Origin of the sequence: Burkholderia gladioli, assembly GCF_000959725.1 — a bacterium.
Classification (GTDB): domain Bacteria; phylum Pseudomonadota; class Gammaproteobacteria; order Burkholderiales; family Burkholderiaceae; genus Burkholderia; species Burkholderia gladioli.
The window spans coordinates 2195400-2211793 of sequence record NZ_CP009322.1 but is presented as its reverse complement, the minus strand read 5'-3'; the positions used below and the strand labels follow the sequence as shown (position 1 = coordinate 2211793).

Below are 16394 nucleotides of genomic sequence, written 5' to 3'. Positions count from 1 at the left end.
AGCGCGGCGCCCGGGTAGCGCGGCGAGATGCGGGAAGGCCGGGCGGCGGCTGCCGCGCGGCCGTGGCGCGCGGGCAAAAAAACGCCGCGGAGCCAGTCCGCGGCGCGGGTCAGGCAGGCGCGCCGCGAACGGCGCCTTGCCCTTACGGGTTGATGCGCGTGACCTTGGTGCCGTTCACCGACAGGTCGCCCATCAGGCCGGCGTTGGTCAGCACGATCGCCTCGATCGGCGACTGCACCGTGTTCGAGTCGACCGCGCCGTTCGCGCCGATCTTCACGACCGCCACCGAGGCGTCGGCGCCGGCCGACCAGCCGTCCGTGCTGCGGAACTTGTCGAGCGCCTCCTGCGTCATGAACAGGAAGATCACCGCCTTCGACTGCGCGCCCGCCTGCAGGCCGACCGACAGCGACGAGGTGTTGTAGTAGCCGACGGTGCTGCCGCCCACGCGCAGCGCGCCGTTGCCCGTCTGGGCACCGAGGATGAAGCCGGCTTGCAGCACGCTCGGGAACACCAGCACGCCGCGCGATTTCGCGACCAGCTCACGCGAGCCCGGCACCGTCGTGTACAGGCGCGAGAGCGTCGCGTCGACGCTCGAATTGATGGCCTGGCGCTTCGACGCATTGGCCGAGGCGCTTTGCGGTTCGTTCGGCGGGGTGGTGGTGCAGCCGGCCAGGGCGAGACCACCGATCACGACGGCGGCGGCGGCTTTCATCACAAGTGCTTGACGCATGGTTTGTTCTCCCTCGTTGAAGGTTGGATTTTTACGTGTTGGCCAAAGGGGGCGGTGTGCCGAATCAACGGCGCGCGAGCAGCAGGCCCGCGACGAAGGCGAGGCCGGCGACCACGCCGGCGGTCTGCCACGGATTTTCGTGGACCGCCTGCGAGACGCGGTCGGCCTGCGCGCGCAGGCGATAGAGCGCGTCGTCGGTGGCGTCGTCGAGCGTGCCGCGCACTTCGGCGAGGCGGCCGTGCAGGCGCTTGCGCAGCGATTCGACGTCGGCGTCTTCCTTCTTCAACAGATCTTCGAGTTCCTCGACCAGCGAGCGGACGTCGTCCTTGACGTCGGCATTGAGGTTGTGGGCGTTGTGGCGTGCATCGCGCGCCACACGGCGGCCGGTGCGGCGCAGCTCCGTGAAACCTCGGTCGAGTTTGTCTTCGATGCTGTTCGTGAGTGCCATGATGGTCGTTCTCCTTACGATCGAGAAAAGGGTCGATGGTGCGAGACACTGCTCGGGTGTGATTCGCATTCTCCCGTCGAGTTTCGCAACTCGCGTGCCATGTCGCGCCCCCCGATGGAAAAGTCCTTTCGCGACAGGGGCTTGCGAAAATGAAACAAATTTTCGTGGCGCTTTCGACGGAAGCTTCCACAGCGGTAGATTTTTCCGTTCGTCGGGTGGCGGGACCCGGCAGGAAAGGCCGGTCGACAACGGGCGCGCGAGTTGCGAGATCCCCGCCGGGCGTTGTCGGGCCTGATCGCGACGCCATCGAGGCGTGATCGGCGACAGGCGCCCGGCGCGCCTCGCATGGCGCGTGCCGGGCCCCGTCCCGGCCGGATTTGACGGAATTTCACATTTGCCGCGAAATTGTGGGCCGATGGTGCTTTTTTGCACGAAGAAACTGGCGAGTTTGTAGTTTTTTCCCTTGCCGGGCGAGCCGCTCGCCCGGCATTCCTTCGCGGTTCCGGCGACTCAGGGGCGGCCCGGCCTGGCTTGCCAGGCGAGCGCCGCCCCCGCGCCGAGCGCGAGCAGCAGCCACGGATCGGCGCTGCCGCCGCCGCTGCTGCCCGGCGCGGCACCGGGGCCCGCCGCGCTGTCGTCGACGGCCGGCGGCGCATCGGCCATCGCCAGGTCGACCACCACAGGGTCATGGTCCGAGGAGCGATAGGCGTCGGGCGCATAGAAGCTGTTCTGCTGCTCGGCGCTCTTGTAGGCCAGCGTGTACTGCAGCACCACCGGCTCGTCGGCATTGATGTGCCATTCGTGCACGGCCTTCACGCGCGGCAGCAGCGAGGCCGAGGCCAGCGCGTGGTCGAGATAGCCGGTCTCGCCGCCGAATACGTAGCTGTAGGCGCCCGCGCCGATGAAGCGCGCCGCCAGGTTCACGTAGCCGCGCGCCTCGAACAGCGCGATCGGATCTTCCTTTGCGTAGCTGTTCATGTCGCCGATCAGCAGCACGCCGGCGCCGTCCACGCCGGTCGGATTGCCGGCCAGCCAGTCGGCAACCAGGCCGGCGGCGCGCACGCGCGTCGGGTTCCAGCAGCTCTGGCCGTCGCCCTGGTCGGCATCGCCGCCGCTCGCGTCGGTACAGCCCTTCGACTTCAGGTGGTTGACCACCACCGTCACCGCGCGCGCGCCGCCGATGCGCCGGAACGTCTGCGCGAGCGGCTGGCGGTTCTTGTTGTCGATCGCGAGCGTGGCCGGCTTGCCGATCGGCTCGACCGAGCGGCTGTTGTAGAGCAGGGCGACCTTGATCGCGTCGCCGCCGAGCTTCTCCGTGCCGGGATCCACCACGCGCCAGCCGTCGCCGAGCCGGGCCGCGAGCTGGCGCACCGCGCTCAGTTCGCCGTAGCCGTTGTTGGCGATTTCCATCAGGCCGATCACGTCGGCCTGCAAGGCCGTGATGGCCTTGACGATCTTCGCTTCCTGGCGCTGGAACTCCTTGTAGGTGGGCGCGCCCCGATTGTCGGGCGCGTCGAAGCCGCCGCCCTTGCCGTCGCCGTTGAAGTAGTTGAGGACGTTGAACGAGGCGACCCGCAGATCGGCCTGCGCATGGCGCGCTGGCGCCTCGCCGCGCGGATTGGCGCTCGCGTCGAAGCTCGGCGCGGCCGTGCCGGGCACGGGTTGCAGCCGCCAGGCGTCGTAACGCTTCTCCATCACGCCCTCGACGTTCTCCACCGTGTAACCGACCCGCAAGGTGTTCGCGGCCGACAGGCCCGGCGCCGGGTAGGGCACCGCCAGCGGATTCTGCTTGTTCGAGCCGTCGTCGAGGATCAGCCGGTTGCGTGCGTTGGCGGCGGCCTGCGCCTTCGCGTCGACCGGCGCGGCGACGTTGGTGGGCACCGGCAGGCGCCCGTTCGAGAGCAGCACGCTGCCGTAGCGGCCCAGCTCGTAGACCTCGCTGACGGTCAGCTTCTGCGGCACCCGCACCAGCATGCCCTCGACGGCGGCGAACGCGTTCGGATCGGCGACCGGCAGCGTCAGGGTGGCCGGCGTGACGCTCTGGCCGCTCGCGCAGACGGCGATCGCGCCAGCGAGGGTGAGCTGCGTCTGGCCGTACTTCTCCTCGACCTTGCCGCTCAGGTGGATCATGTCGCCGGCCTTGGCGCGCAGCTTCGGCGCGTAGACGAACAGGCCTTCGGACACGCCGGGTTGGTGGACGCGCCGGCTGTCGTCCTGCTGGACGAAGAAGCCGCCGAAGCCGTCGGTGCCGCCGAAATCGGCGGTGACCACGGCCTCGATCGACACCGTCTGCCCGTTGAGCGGCGAGGGCGCGCCGCTGCCCTGGATCTCGGCGATCGGCGTGGCGGGGTCGCCGCAGGCGGCACTGACCACGGCGGCCCGGGCCGGCAGGGTGGCCAGCGCGGTGCACAGCGACACGAGAAGGAAACGCGGAATGGCTAGTGTCATGGGATTTTTATGATTATGAAAGGAATCGAGAAGATTACGTTTGCATGGTGACAGTGAAATGTAATGATTCGCGGGACGCCGCGAAACCTGGCCATTCGGCCAGGATGTGCCCGAGGTTTGGCGCCGGTACGCTTGGGGCCTGGGCTGGATCGTCGGTCGAGGCAAGGGAGGCGGGCATGGAGGGGCTGGAAGGGGTGGCGGGGCGCGCGTCGCCGGTCGTGCCGGTCGTGCCGGGCGCCGGGCGCGAGGCGCTGGCCGGCTGGGGCGGCTGGAGCGGCTGGCTCGTGGCCGGGCTGGCGATCGCCTTGCTGCAGGCGCTGCCGCCGGCCTGGCGCGAGGCGCTCGCCTTCGATCGCGCCGCGCTGCGCGGCGGCGAGCTCTGGCGGCTCGTCACGGGCCATTTCGTGCATCTGGGCTGGCGGCATGCGGCGCTGAACCTGGCCTGCCTGGCGGTCTGCATGCCCTTGATGGCGTATCGCCGGCGCGCGTTGCCGACCCTGGCCGGGCTGGCAGCCTCGAGCGGCCTGTTGCTGTGGGCCGGCGCGCCCGGCGTCGCGCACTACGTGGGCCTGTCGGGCGTGATCTATGCGCTGGCCGTGCTGGGGCTGGCGCCGCTCGCGCGCCAGGGCTGGCCGGCGCGGCTGTTGCTGCTCGCCGTGCTGGCCAGGGTCGGCTGGCAGGCCGTCGTCGGCTCACCGGCGGCCGAAGCCGCCTGGCTGGGCGGGCCGGTGCGGGTCGAGGGGCACCTGGCCGGCATCGCGGCCGCCTGCCTGTGGCTGGCCGGCGCCGCGGCCTGGCGCATCGTTCGCGAGTGGGCCGGCCCTGATGGACGCTCGCCGGACGCGCGCCCAGAATAGGCGGCTCGGGCCCGGCGCCGCGCTCATTCGCATTGCCGCGCTGCTTGGTCCACCGTTCGATCACCGGAGAAGATCATGGCTTTTATGCTTCTGATTGCCGAACCCGTCGGCCAGCGCGCGCAGCGCACGCAGGAGGAGGGGCGCGCGCTGTACGAGCGGATGCTGCGCTTCGCCGGCGAGCTGGAATCGCGCGGCGTGCTGCGCGCGGCCGAATCGCTGGTGTCGGAGGACAAGGGCACGCGCGTGCAGGTCCGCAACGGCGAGGCGCGGGTGGTCGACGGCCCGTTCGCCGAGGCCAAGGAAATGATCGGCGGCTTCTTCCTGCTCGACGTGGCGACCGAGGGCGAGGCGGTGGCGATCGCCAAGACCTGTCCGGCGGCCGAATGGTGCACGGTTGAGGTTCGCGAGCTCGGCCCCTGTTTCCTGTAGCGGCAGCGGCACGCTCGTGGTTTTCCCGAGGCGATGTCGAAATCGTGTCGGCTCGTGCGTCGTAGCGACAGGAGCCCGCCAGACGGCGCGGCACCGATCCACGACCAACGGAGGACGAAGCGATGCGATTCATGATCATGGTGCGGGCGACCCGCGCGAGCGAGGCCGGCATGCGGCCCGGCCAGGCGCTGATGGAGGCGATGGAGGTCTTTCACGTTGAGCTCGCGAAGGCGGGCGTGCTGCTCGACGCGGCCGGGTTGCGGCCCAGCGACGAAGGCTGGCGCGTCGAGCATGCGGGTGGGCGGCGCACCGTGTTGGACGGGCCGTTCGCCGAGACCAAGGAGCTGATCGCCGGCTACACGATGATCCAGGTGCGCTCGCGCGAGGAGGCGCTCGAATGGTCGCGGCGCTTTCCCTCGCCGTTCGGCGAGGACGACGGCACGATCGAGGTGCGGCAGTTGTTCGAGCCCGAGGACTTCGAGCCGGGCGGCTACTTCGATCGCAAGGCGCGCGCCTGAGGCAAGGGCCCGGTCGCGGCGCGACACGGCCGGCCTCCGGGTAGATATCCAGGCGACCGGCGCGCCGGGCCGGGCGCGAGACGAGCACGACGCATCCTGCGCATGCCGGCGTCGATCCCAAGAACCAACGGCGCATTCATTCGGAGTGCATACCGGGCACGGCCGCGCTTGGCCGATGCCCCGAGGAGACAGCCGTGCAGCAGCGCATCGACAACCGGCCGCCGGCCCGCGCGAGCGGAGCCGCGGCATGACGGGCGCCGCGGCCTCGCGCGCGATCGAAGCCGTGTGGCGGATCGAATCGGCCAGGATCGTCGCCTACCTGACGCGCATGCTGCGCGACGTCGGCGCGGCCGAGGAGGTCGCGCAGGACGCGCTGGTGGCCGCGCTCGAGCACTGGCCGCGCGAGGGCGTGCCCGACAATCCCGCAGCCTGGCTGATGACGGCCGCCAAGCGCCGCGCGCTCGACCGGCTGCGTCAGGACACGCGCCACACGCGCAAGCAGGAGCAGCTCGGCCATGAACTCGACACGCTCGGCAGTTGGGTCGCGCCCGACGTGGCCGAGGCGCTGGAGGCCGCGCGCGAGGACGATATCGGCGACGACCTGCTGCGGCTGGTGTTCATCGCCTGCCACCCGGTGCTGTCAAGGGACGCGCGGGTCGCGCTGACGCTGAAGCTGCTCGGCGGCCTGTCGACCGACGAGATCGCGCGCGCCTTCCTGACGCCCGAGCCGACCATCGCGCAGCGGATCGTGCGCGCCAAGCGCACGCTCGCCTCCGCTCGGGTGCCGTTCGAGGTGCCGCGCGACGACGAGCGCGCGGCGCGGCTCGGCTCGGTGCTGGAGGTGATCTACCTGATCTTCAACGAAGGTTATTCGGCCACCGCCGGCGACGACTGGACCCGCCCGGCCCTGACCGACGAGGCGCTGCGCGTGGGCCGCGTGCTGGCCGAACTGACACCTGGCGACAGCGAGGTCCATGGGCTGGTGGCGTTGATGGAACTGCAGGCCTCGCGCATGCATGCACGCATCGATGCGGCTGGCCGTCCGGTGCTGCTGCTCGACCAGGACCGCGGCCGCTGGGACCGGCTGCTGATCCGGCGCGGGCTGGCCGCGCTCGAGCGCGCGCGTGCGTTGGGCGGCGCGCGCCGTCCCTATGCGCTGCAGGCCGCGCTGGCCGCCTGTCACGCGCAGGCGCGGACGGCTGAAGATACAGACTGGTCTCGTATCGTCGCGCTCTACGACGCGTTGGCCGAGGTCACGCCCTCGCCGGTCGTCGCGCTCAATCGCGCGGTGGCGGTCGGCATGGCCGCGGGCCCGGCGGCCGGGCTGGCGCTGGTCGATGCGCTGGCCGGGGATCCCGCGCTGGTGCGTTATCCCTGGCTGCCGGGCGTGCGTGCCGACCTGCTGGCGCGGCTCGAACGTCACGACGAGGCGCGTGCCGAATGGCTGCGCGCAGCGGACCTGACGCGCAATGCGCGCGAGCGCGAACTGCTGCTCGCGCGCGCCGCCGCGCTGCCCGTCACGAGGCGCTGAGCGCGGGGCGGGGCCGTCCGCTGCGACGGCCCGCTCCTCTTCGACGGCTGGCATGCGCCGCGTGCCGTCCACGCTTGCCCGGATGGAATGCGGCACGCGCATCGGTCGCCCCCCGAACCACTTCGATCGGCTCTCTGTTGCGCATCACCGACAGTTGCCCTGTCGCGACACAGCGATCGCATCGACATGCACATCCAGCGCGTGCATCCGTTGCAAGGGCACGACAACGCCGTGCCGGGGCCGGGTGTGTTCATTGCCCCTCGCGCGAGCGCATCCCGCCCTTCGCTGCACTGCGACGAACAAGCCATGGGCCTATCCATTGCCTTGACGCGGCGTAATTGCTGTATCCGCACAATTGAACAAGGCACGGCTCAATTCAATCGAGTCTCGATTTGTCTCATTCCCCGATTGTTTCAATTGAAAAATTTGAGGTGCCTATTATTCGGCTCGCGGAGGTCTCGCAATCGCTTTTCCTGTCGAATTCGTAAAATTCGTTCCGATGGTAATTGTCAATTTGCCGTGCTTTGTTGTAGCCTTTTTTTGTCATACAAAAGAATTAACCCGATCGACCGAGACGCACGTTTTATTCCTGAGGGGGAATACGGCCATGCCGAGCTGATCCGCTGCGACGTTGCGTTGATGTACTGAATTTTCCCAGTTGTTTCAGGTGCTTGGCGCTGCGCATAAACGCGGCGGGGCTTCGCTCGTCCCGCGTTTTTCGCCCCGGAGCCCGGTTTGGCACGCGCGTTCCGGATCGGTTGCCGATTGCCGCCATCGATTTGCCTTGCTTAACAGATTTACATCGTATGAAACCGTGTTAAGGAGAATTGACAGATGGTCCGCGCCCGCGATTCGAAAGACGGCGAATTGCCGAAACTCCTGCCCGCCATGGGCGTATTCCTTGCATTGGTCGGGGCCGGAATCATTCCGGCCGAGGCGGCGTGTACCGCGGCCGGCTCCAATGTCAGTTGTTCCGGCGCCGCCAATCCGCTTGCGCCCAGTTATGCCAATGGCGCCAACAACCTCAACGTCACCGTCAATCCGGGCGGTAGCGTCGGTGTGCTGCTCGGTGTCGGCGGCAATGCCATGACGCTCACCGGCAGCAACGACACGCTGACCAACAACGGCCGCATCGACCCGACCCTGCTCGGCACCGGGCTGGGCGTGCTGTCCTCGGGCGTGGTGATGGGCAATGCCTCGGCCAGCACCCAGACGGTCACCAACAACGGCACCATGGCCGGCACCACCGGCCTGTCGATCGGCCTGACCGGCATGGCGCTGGCGGTGCAGAACGGCGCGGGCGGCACCACCAACATCACCAACACCGGCACCATGTCGACCAGCGGCATCATCGGCGCCACCCTGCTCGGCCCCGATGCGGGCGTGATCGCCGCCTACGGCGGCGGCCAGGTCAACATCAACAATTCCGGCACCATCACCGGGCGCGTGGCGCTCGGCAGCTCGGCCGGCGGCAATACCTTCACCAATTCGGGCACGGTGAACGGCAGCGTCTCGATGGGCGCCAACAGCACCAACCAGTTCATCGCCACCACCGATTCCTCGGTCAACAGCTCGGGCGGCACCGGCCTGGCGGTCAATCTCGGCATCGGCGCGATCACCATCGGCTTCGCGGCCACCGGCACCGTCGACGGCGGCGCGGGCGGCAACAACACGCTGACCCTGCAGCAGGGCACTTCGGCCACCGGCACCATCAACAACGGCAACTACGTCAACTTCAACCACCTCGACGTGCAGAGCGGCACCTGGACGCTGTCGGGCGCCTCGGGCGCGGCCGACGCCACGCTCGGCAACGGCGCCACCGCCGTGGTCAACAATGCCGCCTCGCTCGGCACCGGCACCATCAACGCCAACGGCGGCGCGATCCAGTCGGCCACGCCGGGCCTCACGCTGTCCAACAACATCGGCACCAGCGGCGCCGGGCTGGGCGTGTCGGGCAGCGCCTCCCTGAACCTGTCTGGCACCATCTCGGGCGCCGGGCCGGTCACCCAGTCGGGCAGCGGCACGCTGATCCTGTCGGGCAACAATACCTACACGGGCGGCACCAATCTCAACGCCGGCACCATCGTGATGGGCAACAACCAGGCGCTCGGCACCGGCACGCTGACGGTGGGCGGCAACGCCACGCTCGACAGCAGCCAGGCGGTTACCGTCGCCAACCAGGTGGCCGTCAATGCCGGCGCCTCGCTGGCGCTGGGCGGCAGCAACGCGATGACGGTCAGCGGCGCGATCTCGGGCGCGGGCGGGCTGGTCAAGAACGGCGCGGCCACCACCACGCTGACGGGCGCCAATACCTACACGGGCGGCACCACCATCAACAGCGGCACGCTGGCGCTGGGCGCGGGCGGCTCGCTGGCGGCCACCGGCGCGGTCAACCTGGCCGGCGCGGGCGCGGGCTTCGACATCAGCGCCTCGGGCGCGAACCAGACCATCGGCGCGCTGGCCGGCGCGGCCGGCACCACCGTCTCGCTCGGCGCGAACACGCTGACCATGGGCGACGGCACCAACCAGAGCTTCGGCGGCACCATCGGCGGCACCGGCGGCCTGGTCAAGCAGGGCAGCGGCACCGAAACGCTGACGGGCGCCAATACCTACACGGGCGGCACCACCATCAACGGCGGCACGCTGGCGCTGGGCGCAGGCGGCTCGCTGGCGGCGGGCGGCAGCGTCAACCTCGGCACCGCCGGCGCGGGTTTCGACATCAGCGCGGCGGGTGCCAACCAGACCATCGGCGCGCTGTCGGGCGTGGCCGGCACCACCGTCTCGCTGGGCGGCAACACGCTGAGCTTCGGCGACGCGACCAACCAGAGCTTCGGCGGCGCGATCGGCGGCACGGGCGGCATCGTCAAGCAGGGCGCGGGCACCGAGACGCTGACGGGCGCCAACACCTACACGGGCGGCACCACCATCAATGCGGGCACGATCGCGATCGGCGCGGGCGGCAGCCTGTCGAACCAGGGCACGGTGAACCTGGCGAACGCGGGCACCTCGCTCGACCTGAGTGGGGCGACCACGCCGCAGGCGATCGGCGGGCTGGCGGGCGCGGCGGGCTCCAGCGTGAACCTCGGCGCGAACGGCCTGACGCTTGGCGATGCGGGCAATCACAGCTTCGGCGGCACGATCGGGGGCACCGGCGGCGTGACCAAGACCGGCACCGGCACGGAAACGCTGACGGGCACGCAGACCTACACGGGCGGCACCACCATCAACGGCGGCACGCTGGCGCTGGGCGCGGGCGGCTCGCTGGCGGCCGGCGGCGCGGTGAACCTGGGCGGCACGGGCGCGAGCTTCGACATCAGCGGCGCGGGCGCGGCACAGACCATTGGCGCCTTGTCCGGCGTGGCGGGCACCACGGTGGCGCTGGGCGGCAACGGCCTGACGTTCGGCGACGGCAGCGACCAGACCTTCGGCGGCGCGATCACCGGCACGGCCGGCATCACCAAGGAGGGCAGCGGCACCGAAACGCTGACGGGCGCCAACACCTTCACGGGCGGCGCGACCGTCAATGCCGGCACGCTGGCGATCGGCGCGGGCGGGTCGCTCGCGGCCGGCACCGGCATCAATCTCGCCAATGCCGGCACGGGCTTCGACATCAGCGGCGCGACCACGCCGCAGACGATCGGCGAACTGTCGGGCGTGGGCGGCGCCAGCGTCAATCTGGGCGCCAACACGCTGACGCTCGGCGATGCCGGCAACGCCAGCTTCGGCGGCGCGATCGGCGGCACGGGCGGGCTGGTCAAGCAGGGCACCGGCACCCAGACGCTGACGGGCGCCAACACCTACACGGGCGGCACCACCATCGGCGCGGGGACGCTGGCGCTGGGCGCGGGCGGCTCGCTGGCCGCGACCGGCGGCGTGGCGCTGACGGGCACGGGCGCGGCACTCGACCTGAGCGGCGCGGGCGCGGCGCAGACCATCGGCGCCTTGTCCGGCGTGGCGGGCACCACGGTGGCGCTGGGCGGCAACGGCCTCACCTTCGGCGACGGCAGCAACCAGAGCTTCGGCGGCGCGATCACCGGCACGGCCGGCATCACCAAGAACGGCAGCGGCACCGAAACGCTGACGGGCACCAATACCTTCACGGGCGGCGCTACGGTCAATGCGGGCACGCTGGCGATCGGCGCGGGCGGTTCGCTGGCGGCCGGCACCGGCATCAACCTCGCCAATTCGGGCGCGGGCTTCGACATCAGCGGCGCGACCACGCCGCAGACCATCGGCGGCCTGGCCGGCGTGGGCGGCAGCACGGTCAACCTCGGCGGCAACGGCCTGACTTTCGGTGATTCGGGCAACGAAACCTTCGGCGGCGCGATCGCCGGCACCGGCGGCATCATCAAGTCGGGTAGCGGCACGGCCACGCTGACGGGCGTCAACACCTTCACCGGCGGCGCGACCGTCGATGCGGGCACGCTGGCGATCGGCGCGGGCGGTTCGCTCTCGGCCGGCACCGGCGTCAACCTCGCCAATGCCGGCACGGGCTTCGACATCAGCGGCGCGACCACGCCGCAGGCGATCGGCGGCCTCACCGGCGTGGCCGGCAGCACCGTCAACCTCGGCGGCAATGGCCTGTCCTTCGGCGATGCCGGCAACGAAACCTTCGGCGGCACGATCGCCGGCACGGGCGGCATCACCAAGGAGGGCACGGGCACCGCCACCTTGACCGGCGCCAACACCTTCACGGGCGGCGCGACCGTCAACGCCGGCACGCTGGCGCTGGGCGCGGGCGGTTCGCTGGCGGCCGGCACCGGCATCAACCTCGCCAACTCGGGCACCAGCTTCGACATCAGCAACTCGGGCGCGGCGCAGACCATCGGCGGCCTGAGCGGCGCGGCCGGCTCGACGGTGGCGCTGGGCGGCAACGGCCTGAGCTTCGGCGACGCCGGCAACCAGACCTTCGGCGGCGCGATCACCGGCACCGGCGGCATCACCAAGGCCGGTACCGGCACCGAGACGCTGACGGGTGTGAACACCTTCACGGGCGGCGCGACCGTCAATGCGGGGACGTTGGCGATCGGCGCGGGTGGCTCGCTCACGGCCGGCACCGGCCTCAACCTCGCCAACGCCGGCACGGGCTTCGACATCAGCGGCGCGACCACGCCGCAGGCGATCGGCGGCCTCACCGGCGTGGCCGGCAGCACCGTCAACCTCGGCGGCAACGGCCTGTCCTTCGGTGATTCGGGCAACGAAACATTCGGCGGCACGATCGCCGGCACCGGCGGCATCACCAAGGAAGGCAGCGGCACGGCCACGCTGACGGGCGCCAATACCTTCACGGGCGGCGCCACGGTCAATGCCGGCACGCTGGCGATCGGCGCGGGCGGGTCGCTCTCGGCCGGCAGCGGCGTCAACCTCGCCAATGCCGGCACCACCTTCGACATCGGCAACGCGGGCGGCGCACAGAGCATCGGCGGCCTGAGCGGCGTGGCCGGCTCGACGGTCAACCTCGGCGGCAACGGCCTGAGCTTCGGTGATTCGGGTAACGAAACCTTCGGCGGCACGATCGCCGGCACCGGCGGCATCATCAAGTCGGGCACGGGCACGGCCACGCTGACCGGCGTCAATACCTTCACCGGTGGCGCGACGGTCAACGCCGGCACGCTCGCGCTCGGCGCGGGCGGGTCGCTGGCGGCGGGCACCGGCGTCAACCTCGCCAACGCGGGCACGGGCCTCGACATCAGCAATTCGAGCGCGGGGCAGAGCATCGGCGGGCTGACCGGCGTGACCGGCTCGACCGTCACGCTCGGCAACAACAGCCTGAGCTTCGGCGATTCGGGCAACGAGACCTTCGGCGGCTCGATCGGCGGCGCGGGCGGCATCGTCAAGATCGGCAGCGGCACGGCCACGCTGACCGGCGCCAACAGCTTCACGGGCGGCGCCACGGTCGATGCGGGCACGCTGGCGATCGGCGCGGGCGGGGCGCTTTCGGCCGGCACCGGCGTCAACCTCGCCAACGCGGGCGCCACCTTCGACATCGGCAACGCGGGCGGCGCCCAGACCATCGGCGGGCTGACCGGCGTGGTCGGCACCACCGTCAACCTCGGCGGCAACGGCCTGAGCTTCGGCGATTCGGGCAACGAAACCTTCGGCGGCACCATCGCCGGCACCGGCGGCATCACCAAGGAAGGCACGGGCACCGCCACCCTGACGGGGGCCAACAGCTTCACGGGCGGCGCCACGGTCAATGCCGGCACGCTGGCGATCGGCGCGGGCGGCTCGCTCGCGGCCGGCGGCACCGTCAATCTCGCCAACACCGGCACGCGCTTCGACCTGAGCGGCGCGAACACGCCGCAGACGGTCGGCGGCCTCGCCGGCGCGGCGGGCTCGACGGTCAACCTCGGCGGCAACACGCTGACGCTCGGCGGCGCCGGCAACACCAGCTTCGGCGGCACCATCACGGGCACCGGCGGGCTGGTCAAGGCCGGCACCGGCAGCCAGACGCTGGGCGCCGACAGCACCTACAGCGGCGGCACCACGCTCGGCGGCGGCACCCTGGTGGTGGGCAGCAACGGCGCGCTCGGCAGCGGCGCGCTGACCGTCAGCGGCCCGGCCACGCTCGACACCTCGGCGGCGGTCACGCTCAACAACGCGGTCAACCTCGGCAACACGGCCACCATCGGCGGCAGCCAGGACCTGACGCTGGCCGGCACCGTGTCGGGCACGGGCGGCCTGGTCAAGGACGGCAACGCGGCGCTCACGCTCTCGGGCAGCAATACCTACAGCGGCGGCACCACGCTGAACGGCGGCTCGCTCGCGCTCGGCAACGCGCAGGCGCTCGGCACCGGCGCGCTGACCGTCAACGGCGGCAGCCTGCTGCTGGGCAGCACCACGCTCACGCTCGGCTCGCTGGACGGCGCCGCGGGCGGCACCATCGACACCGGCAGCGGCGGCCTGAACGTGGCGGGCGGCGGCACCTACGGCGGCGCGCTGACGGGCGCCGGCTCGCTGACCAAGAGCGGCACCGGCACCCTGACGCTGACCGGCGACAACAGCTACGCGGGCGGCACCACCATCGCCGGCGGCACGCTGCAGGTCGGCAACGGCGGCACCTCGGGCACCCTGGCCGGCAATGTCGCGAACGCGGGCTCGCTGGTCTTCAACCGCTCCGACGACACCAGCTTCGGCGGCACGGTGAGCGGCACCGGCTCGCTCACCCAGGCCGGCAGCGGCCAGCTCACGCTGACCGGCGCCAGCACGCTGAGCGGCCCGACCACGGTGGCGGCCGGCACGCTGAACGTGGCCGGCTCGCTGGCGCAGTCGACCGTCACGGTGATGAACGGCGGCACGGTGACCGGCACCGGCACGATCGGCGGCCTGGTGGTCGGCAACGGCGCGACCGCGGCGGCCAGCCAGCCGGGCAGCTCGCTGAACGTGGGCGGCAACCTCATCTTCCAGCCGGGCTCGACGCTGCAGGTGGCGGCCAACCCGCAGCAGGCCGGCTCGGTGAAGGCCACCGGCGCCGCGCAGATCGGCGGCGGCACGGTGCAGGTGCTGGCCAACACGGGGGTCTACTCGCCGTCCACCAGCTACACCATCGTGGATGCGAGCGGCGGCCTAAGCGGCACCTTCAGCAACGTCACCAGCAACCTCGCCTTCCTCAAGCCGCAGCTCAGCTACGACGCGAATCGCGCGGTGCTGGCCCTGGTGGCCAACGGCACCTCGTTCACCGACGTGGCGCAGACCCCGAACCAGCACGAGGTGGCCGCCGCGATCGGCACGCTCGGCGCCGGCAACCCGGTCTACGACACGCTGCTGTCGACCGATGCGCCCACCGCGCGGGCGGCCTACAACTCGCTCGACGGCGAGCTCTACGCGAGCATGAAGAGCCTGCTGCTGACCGACAGCCGCTATGTGCGCGATGCCGTGACCGATCGCGTGCGGCAGGGCCTGGCGGCCTCCAGCGGGCCGCTCTCGGCGCTCGCCGCGGGCGGCGCCTCGCTGTGCGGCGACGCGAACTCGGTGCTGTCCGGCCCGGCCGGTGCGGCCACCGCGCAGCAGCGCTGCCAGTCCACGCCGTATCAGCCGGTGGTGTGGGGCCAGGCCTTCGGCGGCCGCAGCCGCTTCGACGGCAACAACAACGCCTCGAGCGTCTCGCGCAGCATGACGGGCTTCATCGCCGGTGCCGACGTCGGCCTGGGCGACCACTGGCGCGCGGGTGTGGCCGGCGGCGTGACCCACAGCAGCTTCGACAACGACACGCAGTCCTCGGCCAGCGCCGACAGCTACTCGCTGTCGATCTACGGCGGCGGCCAGTTCGGCGCGCTCGGCCTGCGCGGCGGCGCGGCCTACACCTGGCATCGCATCGACACCGATCGCTACCCGGGCTTCGCGGGCTTCTCGGACCACGCGCAAAGCGGCATCAACGCGCAGACCGCGCAGGTGTTCGGCGAAGTCGGCTACGCGCTGCCGGCCGGCGCGGTGGCCCTCGAGCCCTTCGTCAACCTCGCCTACGTGAACCTGCACACCGACGGCATGACCGAGACGGGCGGCGCGGCGGCCCTGCGCAGCGCCAACGAGTCGAACAGCATCGGCTTCTCGACCGCCGGCCTGCGCGCGGCCACCAAGTTCGACGTGATGTCCCGGGGCGGCTTCTCGGCGCGGGCGATGGCCGGCTGGCGCCATGCCTTCGGCTCGACCACGCCGAACTCGACCTTCGCCTTCGTGAACGGCGGCTCGGCGTTCCAGGTGTCGGGCGTGCCGATCGCGCGCGACGCGGCAGTGGTCGAGCTGGGCGTCGACGCGAACCTCACGCAGCGGCTCAAGCTGGGCCTGACCTACAGCGGCCAGTACGGCAGCGGCGTGCGCGACAACGCGGTGCTCGGCAACCTGCTCTGGAAGTTCTGAAGCACCGGCGCGGACCCATGCCTCGCGCGTGGCGTCCGCGCCGTCCCCCTTGCTCCGGCCTCCGCCGATTCCGATAGTCTCCTTTTCATCTCCTCCGCCGTATGCGACGGCAATGGCGACACGCCATTTCGCCAACCGCGTCTACACCGCTCCATGCCCTGACAGACCTGTATTCCTGTAGAAACCGACAGGCGGATTGGCAATGCGAATCAAAAATTCTTTATCGAATTTCCGGAGAATTTACCGATTGGAGATATCAATCGGAAATTCATTCCTTTTTCAATCAGTGGCTCCAATCTGCAACAAATCGTAAGCAAATATGACCAAGCTCAAAGCCCTTGCTGGGCAAGGCTTTTCAACAAAATGGATAAGCATTTAAATCAGTGTCGGATTGGATGAGGCGGAGCTTGAGAATTCCTTGTTTCAGCGGGTAACAATACGAGATTGTCATATTGAGATAAACCCTGATGGTGGTATGCTTCATGCACATTAAATCCCGCATCCCACTGCGACAGGGGTTTCGTGCATCGACGTCGTGAATTGCAGCACCGCTTCAGTGCGCAATGCATCGGCGCGG

General features: G+C 70.4%; 8 protein-coding genes. 5 read left to right on the top strand and 3 right to left on the bottom strand.

The window, feature by feature from the left end; all coding sequences use genetic code 11:
• Nucleotides 1–142: 142 nt before the first annotated feature.
• The 3 genes from BM43_RS09860 to BM43_RS09850 form a co-directional block, all read right to left on the bottom strand.
• Complete coding sequence (locus BM43_RS09860) at nt 143–730, bottom strand: BPSL1445 family SYLF domain-containing lipoprotein (protein ID WP_036036882.1); 588 nt, start codon at nt 728–730, stop codon at nt 143–145.
• A gap of 64 nt (nt 731–794) precedes the next feature.
• Entirely contained in the window at nt 795–1178 is a 384-nt protein-coding gene (locus BM43_RS09855) for an ElaB/YgaM/YqjD family protein (RefSeq protein WP_013690956.1), read from the bottom strand.
• A 510-nt stretch (nt 1179–1688) separates the two neighbouring features.
• Nucleotides 1689–3626: an ExeM/NucH family extracellular endonuclease gene (locus BM43_RS09850; RefSeq protein ID WP_042286606.1), complete on the bottom strand. Its 1938-nt coding sequence runs from the start codon at nt 3624–3626 to the stop codon at nt 1689–1691.
• Between the two features lie 176 nt (nt 3627–3802).
• On the opposite strand from BM43_RS09850, the gene rrtA reads away from it, so the two are divergent.
• The 5 genes from rrtA (at nt 3803) to BM43_RS09825 (ending at nt 15817) form a co-directional block, all read left to right on the top strand.
• Nucleotides 3803–4483, top strand: coding sequence for a rhombosortase (gene rrtA, locus BM43_RS09845; protein ID WP_052409292.1), 681 nt, complete (start codon nt 3803–3805; stop codon nt 4481–4483).
• 75 nt (nt 4484–4558) lie between these two features.
• Complete coding sequence (locus BM43_RS09840) at nt 4559–4912, top strand: YciI family protein (protein ID WP_025100977.1); 354 nt, start codon at nt 4559–4561, stop codon at nt 4910–4912.
• Nucleotides 4913–5034: 122 nt separating this feature from the next.
• Complete coding sequence (locus BM43_RS09835) at nt 5035–5430, top strand: YciI family protein (protein ID WP_036055703.1); 396 nt, start codon at nt 5035–5037, stop codon at nt 5428–5430.
• A 247-nt stretch (nt 5431–5677) separates the two neighbouring features.
• Nucleotides 5678–6961, top strand: coding sequence for an RNA polymerase sigma factor (locus BM43_RS09830; RefSeq protein ID WP_036055704.1), 1284 nt, complete (start codon nt 5678–5680; stop codon nt 6959–6961).
• Nucleotides 6962–7795: 834 nt separating this feature from the next.
• On the top strand, nt 7796–15817 hold the full coding sequence (locus BM43_RS09825) for an autotransporter-associated beta strand repeat-containing protein (RefSeq protein ID WP_036055705.1): 8022 nt from the start codon (nt 7796–7798) through the stop codon (nt 15815–15817).
• The last annotated feature ends 577 nt before the right edge of the window (nt 15818–16394 follow it).